The organism is Pseudotamlana agarivorans, from assembly GCF_001642835.1.
Classification (GTDB): Bacteria; Bacteroidota; Bacteroidia; order Flavobacteriales; family Flavobacteriaceae; genus Pseudotamlana; species Pseudotamlana agarivorans.
In genome coordinates this window covers 195,109-217,441 of sequence record NZ_LXEI01000008.1, presented here as the reverse complement: position 1 = coordinate 217,441, position 22,333 = coordinate 195,109, and the positions used below count along the sequence as shown (strand labels likewise).

General features: G+C 35.2%; 20 protein-coding genes and 5 tRNA genes. 21 read left to right on the top strand and 4 right to left on the bottom strand.

Annotation, left to right across the window (positions count from 1 at the left end; genetic code table 11):
- Positions 1-64: 64 nt before the first annotated feature.
- Entirely contained in the window at positions 65-877 is an 813-nt protein-coding gene (locus tag A6I66_RS10430) for a 2OG-Fe(II) oxygenase (RefSeq protein ID WP_067148846.1), read from the top strand.
- Positions 878-1,010: 133 nt separating this feature from the next.
- Here the strand turns inward: A6I66_RS10430 and A6I66_RS10425 are convergent, their stop codons facing one another.
- Positions 1,011-1,694: a cell division ATP-binding protein FtsE gene (locus tag A6I66_RS10425; RefSeq protein ID WP_067148842.1), complete on the bottom strand. Its 684-nt coding sequence runs from the start codon at positions 1,692-1,694 to the stop codon at positions 1,011-1,013.
- 188 nt (positions 1,695-1,882) lie between these two features.
- Between A6I66_RS10425 and A6I66_RS10420 the strand changes: the two genes are divergently transcribed.
- Positions 1,883-4,903, top strand: coding sequence for a tetratricopeptide repeat protein (locus tag A6I66_RS10420; RefSeq protein ID WP_067148839.1), 3,021 nt, complete (start codon positions 1,883-1,885; stop codon positions 4,901-4,903).
- Positions 4,904-4,930: 27 nt separating this feature from the next.
- Positions 4,931-6,658 (top strand): porin family protein, encoded by a 1,728-nt coding sequence (locus A6I66_RS10415; RefSeq protein WP_067148836.1) that lies wholly within the window; start codon positions 4,931-4,933, stop codon positions 6,656-6,658.
- A gap of 343 nt (positions 6,659-7,001) precedes the next feature.
- On the opposite strand, the gene A6I66_RS10410 is transcribed toward A6I66_RS10415, so the two are convergent.
- Positions 7,002-7,700 (bottom strand): class I SAM-dependent methyltransferase, encoded by a 699-nt coding sequence (locus A6I66_RS10410; protein WP_067148983.1) that lies wholly within the window; start codon positions 7,698-7,700, stop codon positions 7,002-7,004.
- A 209-nt stretch (positions 7,701-7,909) separates the two neighbouring features.
- On the opposite strand from A6I66_RS10410, the gene A6I66_RS10405 reads away from it, so the two are divergent.
- Complete coding sequence (locus tag A6I66_RS10405) at positions 7,910-8,401, top strand: YkgJ family cysteine cluster protein (RefSeq protein WP_067148833.1); 492 nt, start codon at positions 7,910-7,912, stop codon at positions 8,399-8,401.
- Positions 8,402-8,434: 33 nt separating this feature from the next.
- On the opposite strand, the gene A6I66_RS10400 is transcribed toward A6I66_RS10405, so the two are convergent.
- Entirely contained in the window at positions 8,435-9,685 is a 1,251-nt protein-coding gene (locus A6I66_RS10400; RefSeq protein ID WP_067148831.1) for an exo-beta-N-acetylmuramidase NamZ family protein, read from the bottom strand.
- Positions 9,686-9,693: 8 nt separating this feature from the next.
- Between A6I66_RS10400 and A6I66_RS10395 the strand changes: the two genes are divergently transcribed.
- The gene (locus tag A6I66_RS10395) at positions 9,694-10,929 is read left to right on the top strand and encodes an ABC transporter permease (RefSeq protein ID WP_067148829.1); all 1,236 of its coding nucleotides are present in this window, start codon (positions 9,694-9,696) and stop codon (positions 10,927-10,929) included.
- 6 nt (positions 10,930-10,935) lie between these two features.
- On the opposite strand, the gene A6I66_RS10390 is transcribed toward A6I66_RS10395, so the two are convergent.
- On the bottom strand, positions 10,936-11,331 hold the full coding sequence (locus A6I66_RS10390) for a DUF2721 domain-containing protein (protein ID WP_067148826.1): 396 nt from the start codon (positions 11,329-11,331) through the stop codon (positions 10,936-10,938).
- 330 nt (positions 11,332-11,661) lie between these two features.
- On the opposite strand from A6I66_RS10390, the gene A6I66_RS10385 reads away from it, so the two are divergent.
- From A6I66_RS10385 to secE, 16 genes are all read left to right on the top strand, one after another.
- Entirely contained in the window at positions 11,662-12,933 is a 1,272-nt protein-coding gene (locus A6I66_RS10385; protein ID WP_067148823.1) for a DUF2851 family protein, read from the top strand.
- 35 nt (positions 12,934-12,968) lie between these two features.
- The gene (locus A6I66_RS10380; protein WP_067148820.1) at positions 12,969-13,196 is read left to right on the top strand and encodes a PspC domain-containing protein; all 228 of its coding nucleotides are present in this window, start codon (positions 12,969-12,971) and stop codon (positions 13,194-13,196) included.
- Positions 13,197-13,199: 3 nt separating this feature from the next.
- The gene (locus tag A6I66_RS10375; protein ID WP_067148817.1) at positions 13,200-14,219 is read left to right on the top strand and encodes a potassium channel family protein; all 1,020 of its coding nucleotides are present in this window, start codon (positions 13,200-13,202) and stop codon (positions 14,217-14,219) included.
- Positions 14,220-14,325: 106 nt separating this feature from the next.
- Positions 14,326-15,948: an alanine/glycine:cation symporter family protein gene (locus A6I66_RS10370; RefSeq protein ID WP_067148980.1), complete on the top strand. Its 1,623-nt coding sequence runs from the start codon at positions 14,326-14,328 to the stop codon at positions 15,946-15,948.
- A gap of 22 nt (positions 15,949-15,970) precedes the next feature.
- Positions 15,971-16,852 carry a ComEA family DNA-binding protein gene (locus A6I66_RS10365; RefSeq protein ID WP_067148814.1) on the top strand — a complete coding sequence of 294 codons (882 nt, stop codon included), beginning with the start codon at positions 15,971-15,973 and terminating at the stop codon, positions 16,850-16,852.
- Complete coding sequence (locus tag A6I66_RS10360; protein WP_067148811.1) at positions 16,845-18,011, top strand: acyl-CoA dehydrogenase family protein; 1,167 nt, start codon at positions 16,845-16,847, stop codon at positions 18,009-18,011. Before A6I66_RS10365 ends, A6I66_RS10360 begins: the two co-directional genes overlap by 8 nt.
- An 84-nt stretch (positions 18,012-18,095) precedes the next feature.
- Positions 18,096-18,290 carry a 30S ribosomal protein S21 gene (gene rpsU, locus A6I66_RS10355; RefSeq protein WP_067148809.1) on the top strand — a complete coding sequence of 65 codons (195 nt, stop codon included), beginning with the start codon at positions 18,096-18,098 and terminating at the stop codon, positions 18,288-18,290.
- A 471-nt stretch (positions 18,291-18,761) separates the two neighbouring features.
- Positions 18,762-19,652, top strand: a complete 891-nt coding sequence (locus tag A6I66_RS10350) for a tyrosine-type recombinase/integrase (RefSeq protein WP_067148806.1) — start codon at positions 18,762-18,764, stop codon at positions 19,650-19,652.
- Positions 19,653-19,767: 115 nt separating this feature from the next.
- Positions 19,768-20,070 carry a ribosome hibernation-promoting factor, HPF/YfiA family gene (hpf, locus tag A6I66_RS10345; RefSeq protein WP_067148803.1) on the top strand — a complete coding sequence of 101 codons (303 nt, stop codon included), beginning with the start codon at positions 19,768-19,770 and terminating at the stop codon, positions 20,068-20,070.
- 101 nt (positions 20,071-20,171) lie between these two features.
- A tRNA-Thr gene (locus A6I66_RS10340) sits at positions 20,172-20,245 on the top strand.
- 46 nt (positions 20,246-20,291) lie between these two features.
- Positions 20,292-20,373: transfer RNA gene (locus A6I66_RS10335), tRNA-Tyr, on the top strand.
- A 72-nt stretch (positions 20,374-20,445) separates the two neighbouring features.
- Positions 20,446-20,518 (top strand) — tRNA-Gly (locus A6I66_RS10330).
- An 81-nt stretch (positions 20,519-20,599) separates the two neighbouring features.
- Positions 20,600-20,671: transfer RNA gene (locus A6I66_RS10325), tRNA-Thr, on the top strand.
- Between the two features lie 68 nt (positions 20,672-20,739).
- Positions 20,740-21,927 carry an elongation factor Tu gene (gene tuf, locus A6I66_RS10320; protein WP_067148799.1) on the top strand — a complete coding sequence of 396 codons (1,188 nt, stop codon included), beginning with the start codon at positions 20,740-20,742 and terminating at the stop codon, positions 21,925-21,927.
- 63 nt (positions 21,928-21,990) lie between these two features.
- Positions 21,991-22,063 (top strand) — tRNA-Trp (locus tag A6I66_RS10315).
- Between the two features lie 72 nt (positions 22,064-22,135).
- Positions 22,136-22,330, top strand: coding sequence for a preprotein translocase subunit SecE (secE, locus tag A6I66_RS10310; protein WP_067148796.1), 195 nt, complete (start codon positions 22,136-22,138; stop codon positions 22,328-22,330).
- Positions 22,331-22,333 lie beyond the last annotated feature (3 nt).

Sequence of the window (22,333 nt, the reverse complement as noted above, 5' to 3'; positions counted from 1 at the left end):
TACATTTTAATTATAAAAATTATTGATGTAAAAGAGTTAATTTGCATAATTAAATTTTTTGAAATTGAAAAATAAAGAGATTGTAAAATTAATCTTTGATAAGATTAATAGCAGCAAGGAAGAGATAAAACACCTTTACGATTCTTCAAAAAGTAATATAGGCTACTTTTATATTGATAATATTTTGCCAGAAGAATTAGCTTTAGAATGCTTTAATGTGTTTCCTGCTAAAAGTGACATGCGATGCTTGAAAACCATTAGAGAATATAAATATGTGTCTGCTCAAATGGATAAGCATAACCCGTTGTTAGAGAAGGTGCTTTATGCTTTTCAGGATGAGTCTATTGTTAATTTAATTGGTGAAATATGTGAAATTGATTCCATCTACGCTGACGATTCTTTATATGCAGGAGGACTTTCTTTAATGGATCAGGATAATTTTTTAAATCCGCATTTAGATAATTCACATGACGCAGAGCGCAAACGTTGGCGTGTTTTAAATCTATTATATTATGTGTCTCCTAATTGGGAACTTAAAAATGGTGGGAACCTCGAAGTCTGGCCAAATGGACCTAAGCAAAAGCCTATTGTTATAGAAAGTAAGTTTAATAGGTTAGTGGTTATGGCAACCAATGATACGTCATGGCATTCTGTAAATAAAGTTGAAGTTAATGCCCAACGGTGCTGTATCTCTAATTATTATTTCAGTGACAATCCATTAAAAGAAAATGAAAAATTTCATGTAACAAAATACAGAGGCAGACCGGAAGATACTTTTACTAATATTGTATTAGATATTGATGCTAATTTAAGAATGTTGATTCGGAAAATTTTTAAGAAAGGTTTGAGAAAAAACCCTCATATCTATAAAAAATAATCCTATAGATAAGGTGAAAATTTACTTTTCTTTATTATTTGATTTGTAACTGCTCGTAATTCTAAAAGGAATGTTTTAGTGTTTAAATTACATGTGCGTATTAAGTATACACTAGATGAAATTTTTAGAAGCCTTACCCTTTGCGCTGAACCACCTCAAATATGGCATTATCCTCACATTTTAAAGTTTTACTCGGATATTTTAGAAGCAAGGCATAATCGTGAGTGGCCATTAAAATAGTATTACCATTTTTGCTAATATCTTGAAGCACTTCCATCACTTCAATACTCGTTTGCGGATCTAAATTTCCTGTAGGCTCGTCGGCCAAAATAAGCTCAGGTTTGTTTAATAAAGCTCTAGCTATCGCTACACGTTGTTGTTCGCCTCCAGAGAGCTCATGCGGGAATTTAAAACCCTTCGTTTTCATGTCTACTTTTGTTAAAACTTCTTCGACACGCGCAGCCATTTCTTTTTTGTCTTTCCAGCCAGTAGCTTTTAAAACAAATGTAAGATTGTCGTTTATCGTTCTGTCGGTAAGTAGTTTGAAATCTTGGAAGACAACGCCTAGCTTTCGTCTTAAAAACGGAATCTCTTTTTCTTTAAGAGTTTTTAAATCAAAATCCACTATATGCCCATCGCCTTTTGTTAAAGGTAAATCGCCATAAAGGGTTTTCATAAAACTACTTTTACCAGTTCCCGTTTTTCCAATTAAATACACAAAATCACCTTTGTTAACCTCAACATTAACATCTGAAAGTATGAGGTTTTCGCCTTGATAAATAGAGGCCTCCTTTAATTGTAAAATGGGATTGGACATGAAATAACGCGATTATTTTTAGTGTCGTAAATGTATAACTTAAAAGTGAAACTGTAAAACGTGTAAAACGATAGTTTATTTCCAATAAATTAAATCATTTAATAAATCGGTTTATAATTATACGAAGATTGTTGCGTTATAAAAGCTGTATTAAATATCTTTGAGTTTAAATTAAAACCAAATTATTAATGACTAAAAAAAATATGGTATCCCTATTAGTGGCAATACCTTTTAGTTTACAAATAATAGCGCAAGAATCTGCCACCTACACGAATCCTCTGGCAGACTACCAAAAAGCCGTTTCGTTATACAATAATCAGGTATATGGAGCAGCACAAGCGCTTTTTCAAGAAGTTCAGGAAACGACCAAGGAGTTGAATGTTGAAGCCGATTGTGCCTATTACGCAGCAAATTGCGCTATACGTCTAAACCAACAGCAAGCCGAGCAAATGGTTGAAGATTTTGTAGAAGACTATCCTACAAGTAGTAAGCGCAACAACGCTTATGTTGATGTGGCCAATTATTACTTCGATAACGCCAAATACGCTTATGCCAGAAAATGGTATGCTAAAGTTGATGAGGAGGCTTTAAGTTATGCCGATCAAGAACGTGTTTATTTTAATCAAGGGTACACCGCGTTTTTAACTAAGCAATACGACGATGCTAAAAAGTATTTTAACAAAGTTGAAAATTCTCAAGAGTATGGCTCACAAGCCAAATACTATATTGGGCATATGGCTTATCAAGGCGACGATTACGACGAGGCTACGGCTTATTTCGATCAGGTAAGTAATCAAGAACGCTACAAAGAAAAGATGTCTTATTATCAAGCCGATTTAAATTTTAAGCTTGGTAACTTCGAAAAGGCCATTCAAATGGCTACAGAACGCTTGGATTCCAGCACCCCAGAAGAAGTGTCCGAGCTTTCTAAAATTATAGGTGAAAGTTATTTTAACTTAAAAAAATACGACGAAGCGATTCCGTATTTAAAGGCATATGAGGGTAAAAAGGGAAAGTGGACGAACACTGACTTTTACCAATTGGGCTATGCCTATTACATGAAAAAGGATTATGCTAATGCGGTTTCTGAATTTAATAAAATTGTTGAAGGCAATAATCCCACTACCCAAAATGCTTATTACCATTTAGGAGAGAGTTATATTCACTTAGATAAAAAACAAGAGGCTCTAAATGCGTTTAGAACGGCTTCGTATATGACTTTCGATTCGAAGATTCAGGAAGATGCTTGGTTAAATTATGCTAAAATTAGTTATGAAATCGGGAACCCATACGAGTCGGCTCCGCAGGTTTTAACGGGCTACTTGAAAAAATATCCAAAATCGACGCATACAGCTGAAATTGAATCTCTTTTAGTCGATTCTTACATCACCTCTAAAAACTACAAAGAAGCTTTAAAATTGCTAAAAAGTAAAAGCAGTTTTGAAAGTAAAGTGGCTTACCAAAAAGTGACTTTTTACCGTGGTTTAGAACTGTATGATGAAGGTCAATTTATCGCTGCCAAGGAGATGTTTGAAAACTCTTTGTCTGAACCTAGAGAGCCTAAATACACTACAAGAGCTACCTTTTGGAAAGCTGAATCAGATTATAACCTAACTAATTATGACGATGCGCTGATTAGTTTCAAGCAGTTTGAACAGCAAGCTGAAGGTTTAGAGATTCCGGAAGTTGATAATCTTGATTACAATATGGCTTACACGTACTTCAAATTGAAGAAATACGAACAGTCGGCCGAATATTTTAATCGTTTTGTTTCTGGAACTAGTAGTGATAACGCGCGACTCAACGATGCGTATTTACGTTTGGGTGATGCGTATTTCGTGTCTACATCCTACGATAAAGCCATTTCTGCTTACGACAAGGCGATTTCATTGGATAAAGTAAATTCAGATTATCCAGCATTTCAACGAGCTATGAGTATCGGGTATATGGGGAATGCTTCCAAAAAGATTCAAGCTTTAGATCAGTTTGTAAAGGATTATCCGAAGTCTAAACTGCGCGACGATGCCATGTATGAGTTAGGGAATTCCTATGTTAAAGAAAACCAGATTGATAAAGCCATGGGGGCTTACAACGCTTTAAGTACCGAGTATAGAATGAGTTCTTTCGTGCCTAAAGCTTTACTGCGTCAAGGTTTGGTGTATTACAATGCTAGTGATAATACTAAGGCTCTTACAAAATTTAAAAAGGTAGCCAGCGAATATCCAGGTAGTCCAGAGGCCGTGCAAGCTGTGTCGACCGCTCGTTTAATTTACATTGATATGGGTGAAGTTGATCAATACGCCACATGGGTGAAAACCTTAGATTATGTAGAGGTTACCGATGTCGATTTGGATAATGCTACTTATGAAGCAGCCGAGAAACAATATTTAGACAATAACACAGAAAAGGCTATTAAACAATTTAATGGTTATTTGGCACAATTCCCGAAAGGGCTAAATGCTTTAAACGCCCATTTTTATGTAGCACAATTGTACTCCAAACAAAATTTACCAGACAATGCTTCTGGACATTATAAGTATGTTGTAGACGCGGCTCCTAGTCAGTTTACCGAAGAAGCCTTAACAAAACTTGCTCAATACCAATTGAATAATAAAAATTGGGATGGCGCTACACCATTGTTGTTGAGGTTAGAGGGAGAAGCCCGATTCCAGCATAACGTTATTTTTGCTCAATCGAATTTGATGAAAGCTTATTATCAAATGACCGATTATAACAAAGCTGTATCCTATGCAGAAAAAGTATTGGCAAATTCTAAAGCCGATACTAAAATTCAGAGTGATGCGCATATTATTATTGCTCGATCGGCTATGAAAACAGGTGATAAGGCTAAAGCTAAAGCCGCATATCAAAAAGTTGAAAAAGTAGCCACAGGCGAAACAGCTGCTGAAGCTCTATACTATAACGCGTATTTTAAAAATGCAGAAGGGGAATTTGAAGCTTCAAATGAAACCGTTCAAAAATTAGCTAAAGATTTTTCAGGATATAAATATTATAGCGCCAAAGGTCTAGTGCTTATGGCTAAGAATTTCTATGCTTTAAAGGATGCTTTTCAAGCCACTTACATTTTAGAAAGTGTTATTCAAAACTTTTCAGAGTTTGATGATGTTGTTATAGAAGCTTCAGAAGAATTAGCAAAAGTTAAGGAAGAAGAAGCTAAAACGAATGCCTCAATTCATTCAGAAGATTAATTTATTTATAAAAGTAAAACGATACCAATGCGCAAGCACATAAAAAATATATTTTCAGTTGTTTTCTTATTAAGCATTACAGTTGGTTTTTCTCAACGAAAAGAAAACGATACTTTACAAACCGGAGTGATTGATGTTGTTAAGCCTTACGTGCCTACAATTTCTGACGCTTTTAAAGTGAAAGAAACACCAAGACTTGAAGATGAAACTACCGATACTAAAAAGGAGATTCAGTACAATATTTTTTCAATTCCTGTAGCTTCAACATTTACGCCTTCAAAAGCGAATGCGACTTTGCTACAACGAAAAAAACGAACCAAATTATACGATAATTATGCCTCGTTAGGCGGTGGAAATTATAGAACCGTATTGGCAGAAGCTTACGTGAATCATATGATTAGTCGTTATGAAAGTGCTGGAGGGTATTTAAGTCATCACTCATCCAACGGCGGGATTGATGATGCAGTTGTGCCAAGCAGTTTTTCAAATTCTAAGATAAATTTGCATTACAATTCCCAATCAAGAGATTTAACTTGGGGTATTGCAGGTGGGTTTCAGCATCAGTTTTATAACTGGTATGGTATTCCAGAGCCTATTGCAAGCGATAATGTTTTGGTGTATTACTTAGATGTGGGACACTCTTTTTATGACGCCCATCTTGGAGGTCATGTGACTTTTGAAGATTCTTATTTTAATAAAACCAATGTGATTTTACAACGCTTTTTTGATAACAAAGGTTCATCTGAAAGTCGCGTTGTTTTAGAGGGTCAAGCCGATATTCCTATTAACTATTCTGAAATTTCTATTCCTTTTAAATTTGATTATTTAAGCGGTGATTTTGATAGATCGTATGATATCGATGAGCTGTATGAGTTTAGTAATTTTCAAGTGACAGCAACACCAACTTTCGAACTTAAGGAATCTGATTTTACTTTCAATCTTGGGGTGGCGGTTACCTATTTTAATGATATGCAAAACAGTGAGAGTAAATTCTATTTTTACCCCAATATTTTGGCATCCTACGGTATCGTAAATCAGTTGTTAGTGGCTTATGGCGGTGTAACAGGTGGTTTAAACCAGAATACGTACCGCGATTTTGCAAATGAAAATCCGTTTGTCTCGCCTACATTGGAGATCACTCCAACTAATCAGGCTTATAATGCTTTTGTTGGTATAAAAGGGAAGTTATCCAATAATGTTAATTATGATGTTAGCGGACACTATATTTCAGATAAAAACAAAGCGCTTTTTAAAGCCAATCGAATTAAGGATATTTCGGGGGTATATGATTATGAATACGGAAATTCCTTTGGTGTTGTTTATGACGATGTGACGAGTTTCGGACTTTCAGGAGCCTTGGATGCTGTGGTGCATGACAACGTGAAATTGGGAGTGAAAGCCGATTATTTTCTTTATGATTCTGATACTGAAGCCGAGGCTTGGAATTTACCTAATTTAAGCGGATCCCTATTTGCGGATTATCAAATTGATGAACATTGGTTCGCAGGGCTTAATATGTTCTTTATGGGACAACGTAAAGATGCTCGAAGTTTAGATTCAGATCCAGACGAACAAACCATTGATGTTGGCGGGTATTTAGATGTTAATATTTATGGTGGTTATCATGTAAACGACCAATTAACCATTTTTATAAAAGCCAATAACCTAACGAATAACAGTTACGATAGATGGCAGACCTACCAGGTTCAAGGATTACAAATTCTTGGTGGCGCCACGTATAAGTTTGGGATATAAGAGGTTGTAGAGTTGTAAAGTTACAAAGTTACAAAGTTACAAAGGCTCAAAATTTCAGAGTTGTAATTTGCTGATTAACAAAGGGGACGCTAAGTTTGAAAGAGGTCGTTTTTGTAGCTTTTCTTTAAAACACCCCTAAGGTCCCCTCAAGGGGACAATTTCTCTAGCAGACTTTTGTTGGTGTTTGAAAATACTACTACCAATTTTGGTTAACGTTAAATGTAAGGTTGCTGTCAATACCCCCTTGAGGGGGCTTGGGGGTGTTTTTTAGAGTTTTAACATCGAGCTTCACAGAGTTTGTACCTACGGTCTTCGAGCGGAGTCGAGAAGTTAAGTTACAAGGTTACAAAGTTAAACGCGCTAAATAGTCATAATGTTCACCTTCAAGAACCAGTTCACACTTTAGATTTACCGTATCACAAGCTAGTTTTAAAGTGTCAAAATCGAGATATAACCACTTCATTGGGGTTTCTTTTTCGTTTTTATATGAAAGGAAATAATCAAGTTCGCCATAATAACCAGCATTCATATCCATCCAAAAACCACCATCTTCATCTTCATACATATATTTTATGTCGGAAGAATCGATAAGAATTTGTCCGTTTGCCTTTAAAAGACTTTTTAAATGCTGTAAGTATTGTGAAATTTTAGCGGTTTCTTGAAAAATCCCCGTACCATTCATAAGTAATAAAATGGTATCAAATTGTTCAGTTTCTTCTAAAAGGCCCTTGTTTTCGGTATGGGTAACACCTCGTAATTTAGAGACTTCAATAGCGCCTTGTGAAACATCAATAGCTTTAACCTTTAATCCTTTGTTTTGTAAATATAAACTATGACTTCCAGCACCGCAGCCAACGTCTAGAACTTTGCCTTTGCTTAATTTTAAAGCTTCTTGTTCCAATTTAGGCATGCTCTTAAAATCGCGGAATAAATAGGGTAGTGGTAAACTGTCCTCATCAGAAATATGGGTTGAGGTCATGAGGTCTTCGGTGTAGTTCCCATTTTGATAGTCTAATAAAGCTTTTCCGAAAAGGTCTTTCATAAAGTAATTTTCTTTTTTTATTTCCGCGAAAGCGAAAACATTTTCCCCGATATAATAACTAAATATTTTTTCTTTCACACAGAGTCACACAGAGATGCACAGAGTTAAAAATATTATCTTAACATCAGAACGCCGTGATTCTGCGTGAAATTCACTGTGAAACTCGGTGTAATATTTCATCTAATCATCAAAAGGATTATTTTTGCACCATGCAGGATATTATAAACAACCTTCCAAAGCTGGCCAAAGATAAGCATAACGAGAATAAAAAATTCTTCGCCAAGCTTAAAAAGAAACCGCCTAAAAATTTAGACTATATCATGCAGGAGTTGCATGAAGATGAGTTTGAAAAAACCGATTGTTTAGAATGTGCTAACTGCTGTAAAACCACAGGGCCGCTCTTTACAGATAAGGATATTGAGCGCATAGCTAAATCTTTCAGGTTGAAACCCCAGCAATTTATAGATCAATATTTACGTATCGACGAGGAGAATGATTATGTTTTGCAAAGCGTGCCTTGTACATTTTTGGGAGCCGATAATTATTGTTCTATTTACGATGTGCGACCTAAAGCTTGTCGTGAATTTCCGCATACCGACAGAAAAAAGTTTCAGCAGATTTCAAACCTAACATTAAAAAATGTGAATATTTGTCCCGCAGCTTTTAATATCGTTGAAGCCATGAAAAAACGGATCGGTTGAATCTAAATACATAGATGTCCACTATTTAGGCATCTATTTGTATATCAAATATTGTTCACGTGTTTTTCTAAAAGCTTCCAAGCCACTTTGCCACGAAGCTTTGATAGCTTCCGCACTTACACCCGATTCAATTTGCTCTTGTAATTTTGAAGTGCCTGATAATTTGATGAAAAAGTTATTGAAAAAATCAGCTTTGTTTTTTGTGTTTTGATAAGCCTCAATAAGCCATGAAAGGTTTAGGTGGTCTAGTTGTTTTTCTTCAGATAAATCCTTGCCGTAGCATAATTTATTTTGATGTTTTGGATATTTCGCGCCTTCATTGGCTACCGGGGTATATTGGTAGTTAAAAACCGACGGGTTTAAAAACGGACTCCCAAATATTTGAAACTGTTTACTGGTACCACGACCAGCATTCACATTAGTGCCTTCAAAAAAGCACAAACTAGGATATAAGTTTATAGATTGGTCATTGGGTAAATTCGGACTCGGTTTTATAGGGAGACTGTAGTTTACCTCGCGATTGTAATTTTTTACAGGAATCACGGTGAGTTCACAACTCATTTCGCCAGCTAACCATTTTTCACCATTTATCATTTTTGCGTATTCACCAATGGTCATACCGTGAACCACCGGAATGGGATGCATGCCAACAAAACTGGTGTTCTTTTTTTCTAAAATAGGTCCGTCAATATACCTTCCGTTCGGGTTTGGACGGTCTAAAATGAGCATAGGGATATGTTGTTCGGCACAGGCTTCCATAACATAATGTAAGGAAGAAATGTAAGTGTAAAAACGGGTTCCAACATCCTGAATGTCAAAAATCACGAGGTCTAAACCTTTAAGTTGTTCGGCCGAAGGTTTTTTGTTTTTTCCGTAAAGGGAAACTATAGGTAGTTTCGTTTTGGTGTCGATGCCATCTTTTACCACTTCTCCTGCATCAGCTTGTCCTCTAAAGCCGTGTTCTGGAGCAAAAACTTTTCGAATATCAACTTCTAATGTAAGAAGCGAATCAACAAGATGTGTATAGGTTTGATCCTTTTTGAATATCACCGAAGTTTGATTAGCTACTATACCAATCTTTTTACCATGTAATAAAGGCAGGTATCTTTCTGTTTGATTGGCGCCTACTATAATTTTAGCCTCCTTTGAAGCTTTTTGAGTGGCTTCATTTATGGTATTGTTATGGACTAAATTTTCAACATTTTCATTTTTCGCTTTAGACGCGCAAGAAATGATTGCTAAAACAAATAATAAAACTGTATTTTTGAAAATATTAAACTTCATGATATAAATTGAATTACGAATTTTTTTTAGCTAAACGTATTATTGGTAGTAAAGCGTATAAAAGTAGCGTTTCGGCGCCAATAATAAAAATTGGTATTGCTGCAATTGCTATTGGTATCATCGTTATGATGATTGCTATTGCTACAGGTATTGGTTTGCAACAAAAAATACGTGATAAGGTGGTGGCCTTTAATGGTCATGTTACTATTTCTAATTTTGACAGCAATCATTCTCATGAAAGTTTGCATCCTATTTCTTCAAATACCGATTTTTATCCTGAGTTTAAGTCGGTGGAAGGTGTTAAACACATTCAAGCTGTAGCCTCTAAATTTGGCGTGATTCGTACGGAAAATGATTTTGAAGCTGCTTTTTTAAAAGGCGTGGGAGCCGATTATGACTGGCGCTATTTTAAAGAGTTTCTGGTTGAAGGTCGTTTACCCGATTATACACAAAAGCGTAATGAGGATATTTTAATTTCTTCCTACTTAGCCAACCGTCTCCATTTTAAAGTAGGCGATAAAATGCAAATGGTTTTTGCAAAAGAAGATCCTGAAAAGCTACCCAATATCATCACTTTTAATATTGTTGGCGTTTATAATTCTGGATTTCAGGAATTGGATGCTCAATATATTTTTGGGGATTTAAGACACATTCAACGTATAAACCGATGGAAAAATGATCAAATTGGGAATTTTGAAGTCTTTTTGGAAGATTACAATCAATTAGATGAAAAGGCTCGTGAAATTTATGAAAACACCCCATCAACCTTAAACACAGAAAGTATCAAAGATCGTTACTATTCTGTTTTTGAATGGATAAAAATATTTGATAAGAATATCTACGGGATTATTGGTATCATGATTTTAATCGCAGGTATTAATATGATTACGGCGTTGTTGGTTCTAATTCTTGAACGTACCCAAATGATTGGTCTTTTAAAAGCATTAGGAAGCAATAACTGGAGCGTTCGTAAATTGTTTTTATACAATGCGTCCTATTTAATTCTTTTGGGCTTGTTTTGGGGTAATGTTATTGGACTCGGACTCCTTTTTGCTCAAAAATATTTGAAGCTTTTACATCTAGATCCTAGTGTGTACTATGTTACCGAAGCGCCGGTGTACATCAGTTTAGGTTATATTCTAATCCTAAATATTGGAACCCTAGTATTGTGTTTACTTATGCTGCTTTTACCATCTTACATCATTACTAAAATATCTCCGGTTAAGGCGATGCGTTTTCAGTAAAGTTAGTTAGCTATTTTCAATATCAGAGATGTGATGCTCTAAGGCTTTTACCGAAATTTGAATCTCCATAATTAGTAAGCCTAAAGAAATAATAAGCAAAACCAAAGCAAATCCGAATACCCAAACGGCAAGCATGCCTTGTTCGATGTAAATTAAAAACATGGTAAGCACACATAACAATAAACTAGAAATACCTGCAATTTGCATAGCGCGAGTTAGGTAAAGACGTTTTTTGATGTTTTTAATTTGTTTGATATACCGCTCGTCAGGGTTTTTAAGGTACTTATCATGTAGGTCTCTAACCACCGCAGCATAGGCTAAGAAACGGTTGGTGTAAGCTAACATAATTAAGGAAATCGCCGAAAATAATAGCGCAGGTGTAGATAAATCAAGTCCGTGCATAAATAGATTTTTTACAAATTTACTAAACCTAATTGTATTGTGTGTTTTTAATGTAGCTGTCATTTTGATTTGGAAGATGCTTCACTTCGTTCTGCATGATAGAGGAGTGTCATTCAGAAGTAGGTACGACTGAAGAATCTGTACTTTCAAAGTTTCAAAGCTGCAAAGTTCCAAAGCGGTAATACAGAGATCCACAGAGCTTCTATGTATGGTCTTCGAGCGGAGACGAGAAGTTTTGGTTACTGCTGATATATAAGGTATTTTAATTTACGACTCCATATAAATCAAATTAAATACATAAAGTTTTGTAGGAATTTTTATATTTATTGAATGAATGAAGATTTTCTACACTATATATGGAAGTATAAAAAATTCCAAATCACACAATTGAAAACCACCCAAGGTTTGCCTGTGATTATCTCCTCAGTTGGGACTCATAATTTCAATTCTGGACCAGACTTTTTTAATGCAAAACTGAAAATTGACGAACAGGTTTGGGCTGGTAATGTTGAGGTACATGTAAAATCATCCGATTGGTATGTACATAACCACGAGCAAGATCCTGTTTATGATAATGTTATTCTCCATGTGGTTTGGGAACACGACACCGATATTTATAGAAAGGACAATACTTGCATTCCTACTTTAGAACTTAGAAGTTATGTGACTTCAGAAATGATTAACAAGTACCAAACGCTATTTTCAAAGCAAAAGCATTGGATAAAATGTGAAAACGATTTCAGTTCGGTTGATGATTTTATTTTAGAAAATTGGTTAGAGCGTTTGTTTTTTGAACGTTTAGAACATAAGTCAAAAACCATTACACAGCTTCTTGAAGCTTCTAAAAATGATTGGGAAGCGGTGTTGTTTCAAATGTTAGCTAAGAATTTCGGACTAAAAGTTAACGGGGAAGCTTTTATGAGTTTGGGGCAGTCGGTAGATTTTTCGGTAGTACGCAAAACGCTAAGCCATCAAAATACTTTAGAAGCACTGCTTTTTGGACAAGCAGGTTTGTTGGAAAATAAAGTTGAAGATGCTTATCATGTAAATTTGGTTAGGGAGTATCAGTTTTTGAAACAAAAATTCAACTTGGAAAACCGAAACGTTTTACCAGTTCAATTTTTTAGGTTGCGCCCATTAAACTTCCCAACGATTAGATTATCGCAGCTAGCAAGCTTGTATCATAAACATCAAAACTTGTTTTCAAAAGTTATGACTTCATCGAGCCTCAATGAGTTTTATGATATTTTTCGCGTGGAAACTTCAGATTACTGGAAAACCCATTATACTTTTCAAAAGACATCTCATTCTTCCGCGAAAGCGCTAAGCAGGGGGTTTATTAATTTGTTATTAATCAACACCATTTTACCTATTAAATTTTTATACGCCAAACACTGTGGCGATGAAAATGCTTCGAAGATTATGGTAATGGCTCATCAAATCCCTTCAGAGCATAATAGTGTTATAAAAGCTTTCAATAATTTGAAACGTGTATCAAAATCGGCTTTGGACTCCCAAGCGCTAATTCAACTTAAAACAGCGTATTGCGACAAGCATTTGTGTTTAAAGTGCGCTGTTGGACATCAACTTTTAAGCAAATAACTTTTAAAGGATAGCAGGATGTTTTAAATTGCGGCATGAACAATATTTATAAATTGCTATTGTTTTTTCAGAAACGTGGATACTACGTGTGCCAACGTATTGCCGATAAACTCGGGATTCGAGCTAAAGTGGTACGCACTTCTTTCATGTATCTTACCTTCGTAACGCTAGGTTTTGGTTTTGCCTTATATCTGTTTCTAGCTTTTTGGATTCGTATTAAAGATCTGATTTATACGAAACGTTCATCTGTTTTTGATTTATAATTTATGAATTTAGTAAATCGATTTTTTAGAGTTAGGATATACAAGGCGCTTTTATTGCTTGTCATTATCTTGTTAATTGGCGTTTTCGGATATCGTTTTATCTCCAATTATAGCTGGATAGACGCCTTATACATGTCGGTTATTACCATGACAACTGTAGGCTTTAGTGAGGTGATGCCGCTGGATGATGAGTCTAAAATTTTCACCATTTTTTTAATTTTAGCTAGTGTTGTAATTTTAGGTTATGCTGTTTCTATTATTACCGAATTTATTTTAAGTAAAAACGATGTTGAAGAATTAAAACACAAAAGGATGCAAAAAATGATTGATAGTTTTAATGAACATATTGTTATATGTGGTTATGGTCGTAATGGAAAGCAAGCGGCCAGAAAACTAATGGCTCATAAAAAACAATTTGTTGTTATCGAAAAAAATAAAGAATTAGAAGAACGTCTTCAATTGGATGAGGTGCCTTATGTGATTGGAAATGCCAATGAAGATGAAGTTCTAAATGCTGCAGGAGTAAATCGTGCTTCGAGTTTTATTTCAGCTTTGCCCAATGATGCCGATAACTTGTTTGTGGTGCTTTCTGCAAGACAATTAAATAGTACTATAAATATAATAAGTCGAGCTTCAAACGAGTCGTCTTACGATAAATTAAAGTTTGCCGGAGCAAATAATGTGATTCTTCCTGATAAAATTGGTGGCGACCACATGGCGTCCTTAGTCGTGGTGCCTGGGCTAATGGAGTTTATCGATAACCTATCTATCGTAGGAAAGTCTGATATTAATGTCGAAGAAGTTCCTGTTGAAAAATTGTACGATACACAAAACCTAAAAAGTATAAAAGAACTGGATGTACGACGAAAAACAGGCTGTACTGTAATCGGATTTAAAAGTGAAAAAGGAGAATATATTGTAAATCCAGAGGCTGATTTGATATTGGTTCCAAACTCAAAAGTGATCTTTTTAGGACGCCCAGAGCAAATAGCTTTATTAAATTCGGTGTACAATATTATATAGTGCGCATTGCATTTTTAACAGCTGTGGTTTTAAAAAACCATTTTTTTTTACCATCTTGCTTGCTTTTAAAACAAAAACCACAAAAATAAGTTATAATTACTACCTTATGAAGAAATATCTTCTTTCAGTTTTCACATTAATCTCACCAATTTTAATTTTTGCCCAAGAATCAACCTCACAACAAGTAGATCGTATTTTTAAAGATTACACAGGATGGTTTGTAGAGGCGATTTTTTATGAAATTCCATTTTCTGAAACTTATCAAATACCTTGGGTTTTAATTGTTTTAATGGGTGGAGCGATTTTTTTCACCATTTATTTTAAGTTTATAAACTTTACAGGGTTTAGAAAAGCTATTCAAGTTGTTCAAGGTAAATATGAAGATATTGAAAAACATGGAGCCGATACTTTATACGGTGATCAAACACCTAATGAGGATGAAAATATTATCGAAACCTTAAGAGATGATAGTGCACATGGTGAAGTATCACATTTTCAGGCTTTAACCGCAGCACTTTCTGCAACCGTAGGTCTCGGAAACATTGCTGGTGTTGCTGTTGCCTTATCTATTGGAGGACCAGGAGCAACATTCTGGATGATTCTGGCTGGTTTATTAGGAATGGCTTCAAAGTTTGCTGAGTGTACGCTAGGTGTTAAATATAGAGATGTTGGTAAAGACGGAACGGTTTACGGCGGTCCTATGTATTATCTAACCAAAGGTTTCCAAGAAAAAGGCATGAAAGGTTTTGGTAAGGTGCTTGCCGTACTATTCGCCATATTCGTTATTGGTGGATCTTTTGGTGGAGGAAACATGTTCCAAGCCAATCAAGCAGCAGCTCAATTTACCAAACTTTTTAACTTCGAGAATGAAGATGCAGGAATGTATTTTGGTTTTGTTATGGCTATTATTGTTGCCGTAGTAATTATTGGAGGAATTAAAAGAATAGCTAAGGTAACCGAGAAAATTGTGCCTTTTATGGCTGGAATTTACGTATTGGCTTCCTTAATTATATTAGTGGCTAACTGGAGCTTGATCGATGATGCCTTTAGTTTAATTTACCATGGTGCTTTTTCTGGTTTAGGTATTGCAGGTGGTCTTGTAGGGGTTATGATTCAAGGTATACGACGTGGCGCTTTCTCTAATGAGGCAGGTGTTGGTAGTGCTGCTATTGCGCACTCAGCCGTTAGAACAAAATATGCTGCTAGTGAAGGTATTGTAGCGCTTTTAGAGCCTTTTGTAGATACTGTTGTAATTTGTACCATGACCGCTTTAGTGATTGTGATTACGAACTTTGATGGTGGCTTTATGGAATATGGCGTACCAATTAAGGAAGGTGTAGAATTAACAGCTGTGGCTTTTGATACCGTGATACCTCACTTCTCTATTGTACTTACCATTGCTGTAATATTATTTGCATTTTCAACCATGATTTCATGGTCGTATTACGGTATGCAGGGTTGGGTATTTTTATTCGGAAAAGGAAAAGTAAGCGATTTAGTTTACAAAATCTTGTTCTTGTTTTTTGTAGTTGTAGGATCCTCTATTAGCTTAGGTGCTGTTATTGATTTCTCTGATGCCATGATTTTTGCCATGGTTGTCCCTAATATTATTGGTGTAGTGATTTTATCGCCAGTAATTCGTAAGGAGCTAGAAAAGTATATGAATGCAATCAATTTGAAGAAAGATGCCTTGGAAGAAGGGGCTGAAGATCTTACAAAACATATGTAGTCTTAAAATATAGATTATTTAAATGAAATCCCATGTTACTTTTTCTAGAAATCAGCGGCATGGGATTTTTTTATTACTCCTGGTAATTATTATTTTACAGGGTGTTTATTTTTTTATTGATTTTCCTTCTGAAGATGTTGCAGTCGATAATAGGCGCTTGGTTCAGTTTGAAAAAACAATGGATTCTTTGCGTTTAGACAAGCTTCAAAAGTTAAAACCGAAGATAAAGGCCTTCAACCCAAACTATATTGATGATTTTAAAGGAGCAGCCTTAGGCATGAGCACGAAGGAAATTGATAGGTTACTCGTTTTTAGGAATCAGAATCAATGGATTAATTCTTCGGAAGAATTTCAAAGAGTCACTAAAATATCAGATTCCCTATTTGAAGCCATTTCGCCATATTTTAAATTTCCGGACTGGGTAAAGACTTCGAAAGCTAAAAAAGTAACATCAAACAATTTCAAAGGCACAAAAACTTATGCCGAAAAGAAAGATCTAAATGCAGTGACGGCAATCGAGCTTCAGGAAGTTTCTGGGGTAGGAAAGGTACTCTCAAATCGTATTGTAAAATATAGAAACAGTCTTCTCGGTGGTTTTTCCGATGTTATTCAGTTAGAAGATGTTTATGGTTTAAGTCCTCAAGTCATTGAAAATATGGCCAAACAGTTTGCTGTGAAAACACCAAAAGTGATACAGAAAATTGAATTAAATACAGCAACGGTGAATCAATTGGTAACCATTCCGCATATAGATTACGATTTGGCTCATCATATTATTGAATACCGACAATTAAGAAGTGCTTATAAAGCGATAAATGAATTATTGAAAGTAAAGGACTTCCCTACAAATAAATTCAAGATAATTCAATTATATTTGCACCTCGAAAAAAACATAGATGAATAACTTGTACTTCACAGAAGAGCACAATCTTTTTAGAAAAAGCCTTCAAGATTTTTTGCAAAAGGAAGTTGTTCCTTACATAGATAAGTGGGAACAAACGGGAGAAATAGAACGGTTTATTTGGAAGAAATTTGGAGAGATGGGTTTTTTAGGGATTAAATACCCTGAAGCTTACGGTGGAATGGATTTAGATTTGTTTTATACCGTAATTCTGCTTGAAGAACTTCAAAAGGTGAATTCAGGAGGTTTTGCTGCAGCTATTTGGGCGCACGCTTATTTAGCGATGACGCACCTTAATGCTGAAGGCAGTGAAGCTATCAAACAAAAATATTTAGCGCCAAGTATTTCTGGCGATATGATTGGGTGCTTGTGTATTACTGAGCCTTTTGGGGGAAGTGATGTTGCAGGTATGCGCACAACTGCGATTAAGGAGGGCGACTCCTATATCATAAATGGATCTAAAACATTTATTACAAACGGTTTACTTAGTGATTATCTTGTTGTGGCGGCAAAAACTGACCCAACCGTAGGAGGGAAGGGTATTAGTATGTTTGTTGTTGATCGTAAAACACCAGGACTTTCTTCTACGAAATTAGATAAGTTGGGGTGGAGAGCTTCAGATACTGGTGAAATCGCTTTTGATCAGGTTAAAATTCCAGCAGAAAATTTACTAGGAGAAGCTGGTAAAGGATTTCCATACATCATGCAGCATTTTTCGTTAGAGCGCTTAATTATGGGGATTAACGCTCATGCTAGAGCCGAATTTGCTTTAGAATACGCTGTGAAATATATGAGCGAGCGCCAAGCGTTTGGAAAAACAATTGATCAGTTTCAAGCATTAAGACATAAAGTAGCCGAATTATCAACCGAAGTAGAATTTTGTAAAGCTTTTAATTATTCCGTGGCTTACCGATTAAATAAAGGTGAGTATGTTGTAAAAGAAGCAACCATGTCGAAATTAAAATCTACAAAAGTTGCCGATGAAGTTATTTATGAGTGTTTGCAATTTTTAGGGGGCTATGGTTATATGGAAGATTACCCTTTAGCTCGTTTACTTCGCGATAGCCGTTTAGGACCAATAGGCGGAGGTACATCAGAAATTCTTCGTGAGATTTTAGCTAAAATTATTATAGATAAAAAAACATATAAGCCGGCAACGTAAAATATTTTATTTTTTTAGATTTAAATAGAATTAATTTTTATATTTGCACCCGAAAAATTTTAAAAGAGAGGAGGTTAAGACACTATGTTAATAATTCCAATTAAAGAAGGAGAGAATATAGATAGAGCGTTAAAGCGTTATAAGAGAAAGTTCGATAGAACTGGAACTAAACGTGCATTACAGACTGGTAAGCAATTTGACAAGCCTTCTGTTGTTCGTAGAGCGCAAATTCAAAAAGCTCAATACATCCAAGGACTAAGAGATGCAGAAAATATTTAATTCATATTAATGCACTAAATAGATACTAATCCCGCTTTACGCGGGATTTTTTTGTTTTCAGGCTAGCTGAAAAGTTGATTTTAGGCTAATCTGAATTTATTTCAGATGCTCATTACTATGGATTTTCAGAGAGGAGAGATACTGTACCTATTTTAGTATGACGATTTTTCGGGGTTTTAAAATAATATCTTTTTGTTTTAACTAACTCTGAAATATAAGGCGCCTCATAAATTAGTATCTTTAAAACACTTAAATCATATTTCTATTAACTATTAACCAATTGCCAAGTCGCCAACCGTAAATCATATATTGTCGAGTAATTGTTCATATGTTTATTGAGGGAAGAGCAAAATCAAAGTTTCAATTTGTAGTTTCCCTTAAACCTTAAACCTTAAACCTTAAACCTTAAACCTTAAACCTTAAACCTTAAACCTTAAACCTTAAACCTTAAACCAATAACCATAACCCAAAATGTCTTTCAAACCATTCACCGAATATTTGTTACTTGAAAAAAACTACTCTAAGTTGACGGTTAAAGCTTATCAAAGTGACTTGGTAAGTTTTTCGGAATTTATAAAGGACACCTATGGAAGTGATACAATTCAAGATGTAAATTATGCGCAAGTCCGATCTTGGATTGTTCTGTTAGTAGAAAGCGGTATCACGAATCGAAGTATTAATAGAAAAATCTCTACATTAAATACTTATTTTAAGTTCTTAATTAAGGTTGGTGATGTGGATGTCAATCCGCTTGCAAAACATAAAGCATTAAAAACAAGTAAAAAAATACAGGTGCCTTTTTCTGAAAGTGAAATTAATACCGTTTTAGATGAACTTAATATAGGAGATGATTTTGAAAGCGTAAGAAATAAATTAATTATTGAAATATTTTATTCTACAGGAATTAGACGTATTGAGCTTGTGGGATTAAAACTATCGAGTTTAGATTTAGATAATAAAACTTTAAAAGTTATTGGAAAACGAAATAAGGAGCGTATTGTACCGTTATTAAATGCAGTAGTTGTGACTTTAAAGGCGTATTTAAAATTGCGCGATGACCTAAGTTTGATAGAAGATAATGAAAGTTTATTTTTAACTAAAAAAGGCGTTAAAATATATGAAACTCTTGTTTACCGAATAATAAATGATTATTTTAGTTTGGCATCTTCAAAAGTAAAAAAGAGTCCTCATATATTAAGACACTCTTTTGCTACTCATTTGTTAAACCAAGGTGCCGATTTAAATGCTGTTAAAGAACTTCTAGGACATTCAAGTTTGGCTGCAACGCAAGTTTATACCCATAACAGTATAGCCGAACTTAAAAAAGTACATATTAATGCACATCCCAGAAGTAAAAAATAAATTCACATATTGTCTAACCTAAATGAGTGACATGTACTGTGTGATGAATAAGGTGAAAGCTTAAATATTCAAAACCTGTATTATGAAACTGATTTATTAAATTAAAAGTAAACAGATGAAAGTAAACACGCAATCCGTAAATTTTAATGCAGATGTAAAATTATTAGCCTTTATCCAGAAGCGTATGGATAAATTGGATTTGTTTTATGACAAGGTTATCAAATCAGATGTTTTTTTGAAAGTTGAAAATACGAGTGATAAAGAAAATAAAATATTCGAAGTTAAAGTGAGTGTACCCGGCGATAGTCTTGTGGTAAAAAAGCAATGTAAAAGCTTTGAAGAAGGCGCAGATATGGCGATAGCATCCCTAGAAAGACAGTTGAAAAAGAAAAAAGAAAAATTAAGAGCATATTTATGATAAAATTTATTCAAAAATGTTTTGAATAATATAAAAAAACTATACATTTGCAGTCCGTTAGAAATAGCGGGCTGTTTTTATATGTAAAAAAGACAGAAAAAGCCGATGTAGCTCAGCTGGCTAGAGCAGCTGATTTGTAATCAGCAGGTCGTGGGTTCGAGTCCCTCCATCGGCTCTGAAATATTGAAGTATAACTTTTGAATTTTATTTAAAAGTGGTCCGGGGAGATACTCAAGCGGCCAACGAGGGCAGACTGTAAATCTGCTGACTACGTCTTCGCAGGTTCGAATCCTGCTCTCCCCACAACAAATTTCTGCGTAGGCAGAAATCTATTTGAAATATTGAATACCAGGTAAGTTTAAAGCTTATCAAAATGCGAGAGTAGCTCAGTTGGTAGAGCGTCAGCCTTCCAAGCTGAATGTCGCCGGTTCGAACCCGGTCTCTCGCTCTAAAACCTGCGGAGGCAGGAATCTCTTTTTTTAAAATGCCGTTTAGGTGGTTTTAAAAGAATAGGAAATAAAAACTTTACGCCGGTGTAGCTCAGGGGTAGAGCGTTTCCTTGGTAAGGAAGAGGTCACGAGTTCAAATCTCGTCATTGGCTCTATATTGAAATAAAAAAAAGATTACACTAATATTATTATATAACTAAGATTAAAATTATTTAAAAACATGGCAAAGGCAACTTTCGATCGTTCAAAACCACACTTAAATATTGGTACAATTGGACACGTAGATCACGGTAAAACAACTTTAACTGCTGCTATTACTAAAGTATTAGCTGATGCAGGTTTATCTGAAGCAAGAGATTTCTCTTCTATTGACAACGCTCCAGAGGAGAAAGAAAGAGGTATTACAATTAATACTTCTCACGTAGAATATCAAACAGCTAACCGTCACTACGCTCACGTTGACTGTCCAGGTCACGCCGATTACGTAAAGAACATGGTTACTGGTGCTGCTCAAATGGATGGTGCAATCTTAGTGGTAGCTGCTACAGATGGTCCTATGCCACAAACTCGTGAGCACATCTTATTAGGTCGTCAAGTAGGTATTCCTCGTATCGTTGTTTTCTTAAACAAAGTTGATATGGTTGATGATGAAGAGCTTTTAGAATTAGTAGATATGGAAGTTAGAGATTTATTATCTTTCTATGAGTACGATGGAGATAATGGTCCTGTAGTTTCAGGTTCTGCTTTAGGAGCACTTAACGGTGAGCAAAAATGGGTTGACACTGTATTAGAATTAATGGATGCATGTGATAACTGGATCGAAGAGCCAGTACGTGATATGGATAAGCCTTTCTTAATGCCTATCGAAGACGTATTCTCTATTACTGGTCGTGGTACTGTTGCAACTGGACGTATCGAAACTGGTGTAGCTCAAACAGGAGATCCTGTAGAGATTATTGGTATGGGTGCTGAAAAATTAACTTCTACTATTACAGGTATCGAAATGTTCCGTCAAATATTAGATAGAGGTGAAGCTGGTGATAACGCTGGTATCTTATTAAGAGGTATTGAGAAATCTCAAATCTCAAGAGGTATGGTAATTACTAAGCCAGGTTCTGTAACACCACACGCTAAATTTAAAGCTGAGGTTTATATCTTGAAAAAAGAAGAAGGTGGACGTCACACTCCATTCCATAACAACTACCGTCCACAGTTCTACGTACGTACAACTGACGTAACTGGAAACATTGCGCTTCCTGATGGTGTTGAGATGGTTATGCCTGGAGATAACTTAACTATTACTGTAGAGTTAATCCAACCAATTGCAATGAACGTAGGTTTACGTTTCGCTATCCGTGAAGGTGGTAGAACAGTTGGTGCAGGTCAAGTAACTGAAATATTAGACTAATTATTAGTTTAAACATATAATAAGTTAAGGTATCTCTTTTTTGAGATACCTTGATTTATGTTTACGGGCGTAGCTCAGTTGGTAGAGCACTGGTCTCCAAAACCAGGTGTCGGGAGTTCGAGTCTCTCCGCCCGTGCAAATAAAATAGGTTTTACCTATTAATATTAAAATTGATATTGTTTCAATTAGATCAAAAAGAAATAACACCATGGCTGGATTTGCAAATTATATAAAAGAATCATTCGGAGAACTAAAGAATAATGTTACTTGGCCTACTTGGGCTGAAGGACAGAGTTTGACTGTTTTAGTCGCTGTTTTTTCAATTATATTCTCTCTAGTAATCTGGGGAGTAGATACAGTGTTCAGCAAGGTGATATCAGCTTACTTTCAATGGATTAGTTAATAC

Excerpts from the sequence above, each read along its gene's own strand:
- A6I66_RS10425 (WP_067148842.1), bottom strand. The coding sequence starts at position 1,694 with ATGTCCAATCCCATTTTACAATTAAAGGAGGCCTCTATTTATCAAGGC.
- A6I66_RS10420 (WP_067148839.1), top strand. The coding sequence starts at position 1,883 with ATGACTAAAAAAAATATGGTATCCCTATTAGTGGCAATACCTTTTAGT.
- A6I66_RS10415 (WP_067148836.1), top strand. The coding sequence starts at position 4,931 with ATGCGCAAGCACATAAAAAATATATTTTCAGTTGTTTTCTTATTAAGC.
- A6I66_RS10410 (WP_067148983.1), bottom strand. The coding sequence starts at position 7,700 with ATGAAAGACCTTTTCGGAAAAGCTTTATTAGACTATCAAAATGGGAAC.
- A6I66_RS10405 (WP_067148833.1), top strand. The coding sequence starts at position 7,910 with ATGCAGGATATTATAAACAACCTTCCAAAGCTGGCCAAAGATAAGCAT.
- A6I66_RS10400 (WP_067148831.1), bottom strand. The coding sequence starts at position 9,685 with ATGAAGTTTAATATTTTCAAAAATACAGTTTTATTATTTGTTTTAGCA.
- A6I66_RS10390 (WP_067148826.1), bottom strand. The coding sequence starts at position 11,331 with ATGCACGGACTTGATTTATCTACACCTGCGCTATTATTTTCGGCGATT.
- A6I66_RS10385 (WP_067148823.1), top strand. The coding sequence starts at position 11,662 with ATGAATGAAGATTTTCTACACTATATATGGAAGTATAAAAAATTCCAA.
- A6I66_RS10380 (WP_067148820.1), top strand. The coding sequence starts at position 12,969 with ATGAACAATATTTATAAATTGCTATTGTTTTTTCAGAAACGTGGATAC.
- A6I66_RS10375 (WP_067148817.1), top strand. The coding sequence starts at position 13,200 with ATGAATTTAGTAAATCGATTTTTTAGAGTTAGGATATACAAGGCGCTT.
- A6I66_RS10370 (WP_067148980.1), top strand. The coding sequence starts at position 14,326 with ATGAAGAAATATCTTCTTTCAGTTTTCACATTAATCTCACCAATTTTA.
- A6I66_RS10365 (WP_067148814.1), top strand. The coding sequence starts at position 15,971 with ATGAAATCCCATGTTACTTTTTCTAGAAATCAGCGGCATGGGATTTTT.
- A6I66_RS10360 (WP_067148811.1), top strand. The coding sequence starts at position 16,845 with ATGAATAACTTGTACTTCACAGAAGAGCACAATCTTTTTAGAAAAAGC.
- rpsU (WP_067148809.1), top strand. The coding sequence starts at position 18,096 with ATGTTAATAATTCCAATTAAAGAAGGAGAGAATATAGATAGAGCGTTA.
- A6I66_RS10350 (WP_067148806.1), top strand. The coding sequence starts at position 18,762 with ATGTCTTTCAAACCATTCACCGAATATTTGTTACTTGAAAAAAACTAC.
- hpf (WP_067148803.1), top strand. The coding sequence starts at position 19,768 with ATGAAAGTAAACACGCAATCCGTAAATTTTAATGCAGATGTAAAATTA.
- tuf (WP_067148799.1), top strand. The coding sequence starts at position 20,740 with ATGGCAAAGGCAACTTTCGATCGTTCAAAACCACACTTAAATATTGGT.
- secE (WP_067148796.1), top strand. The coding sequence starts at position 22,136 with ATGGCTGGATTTGCAAATTATATAAAAGAATCATTCGGAGAACTAAAG.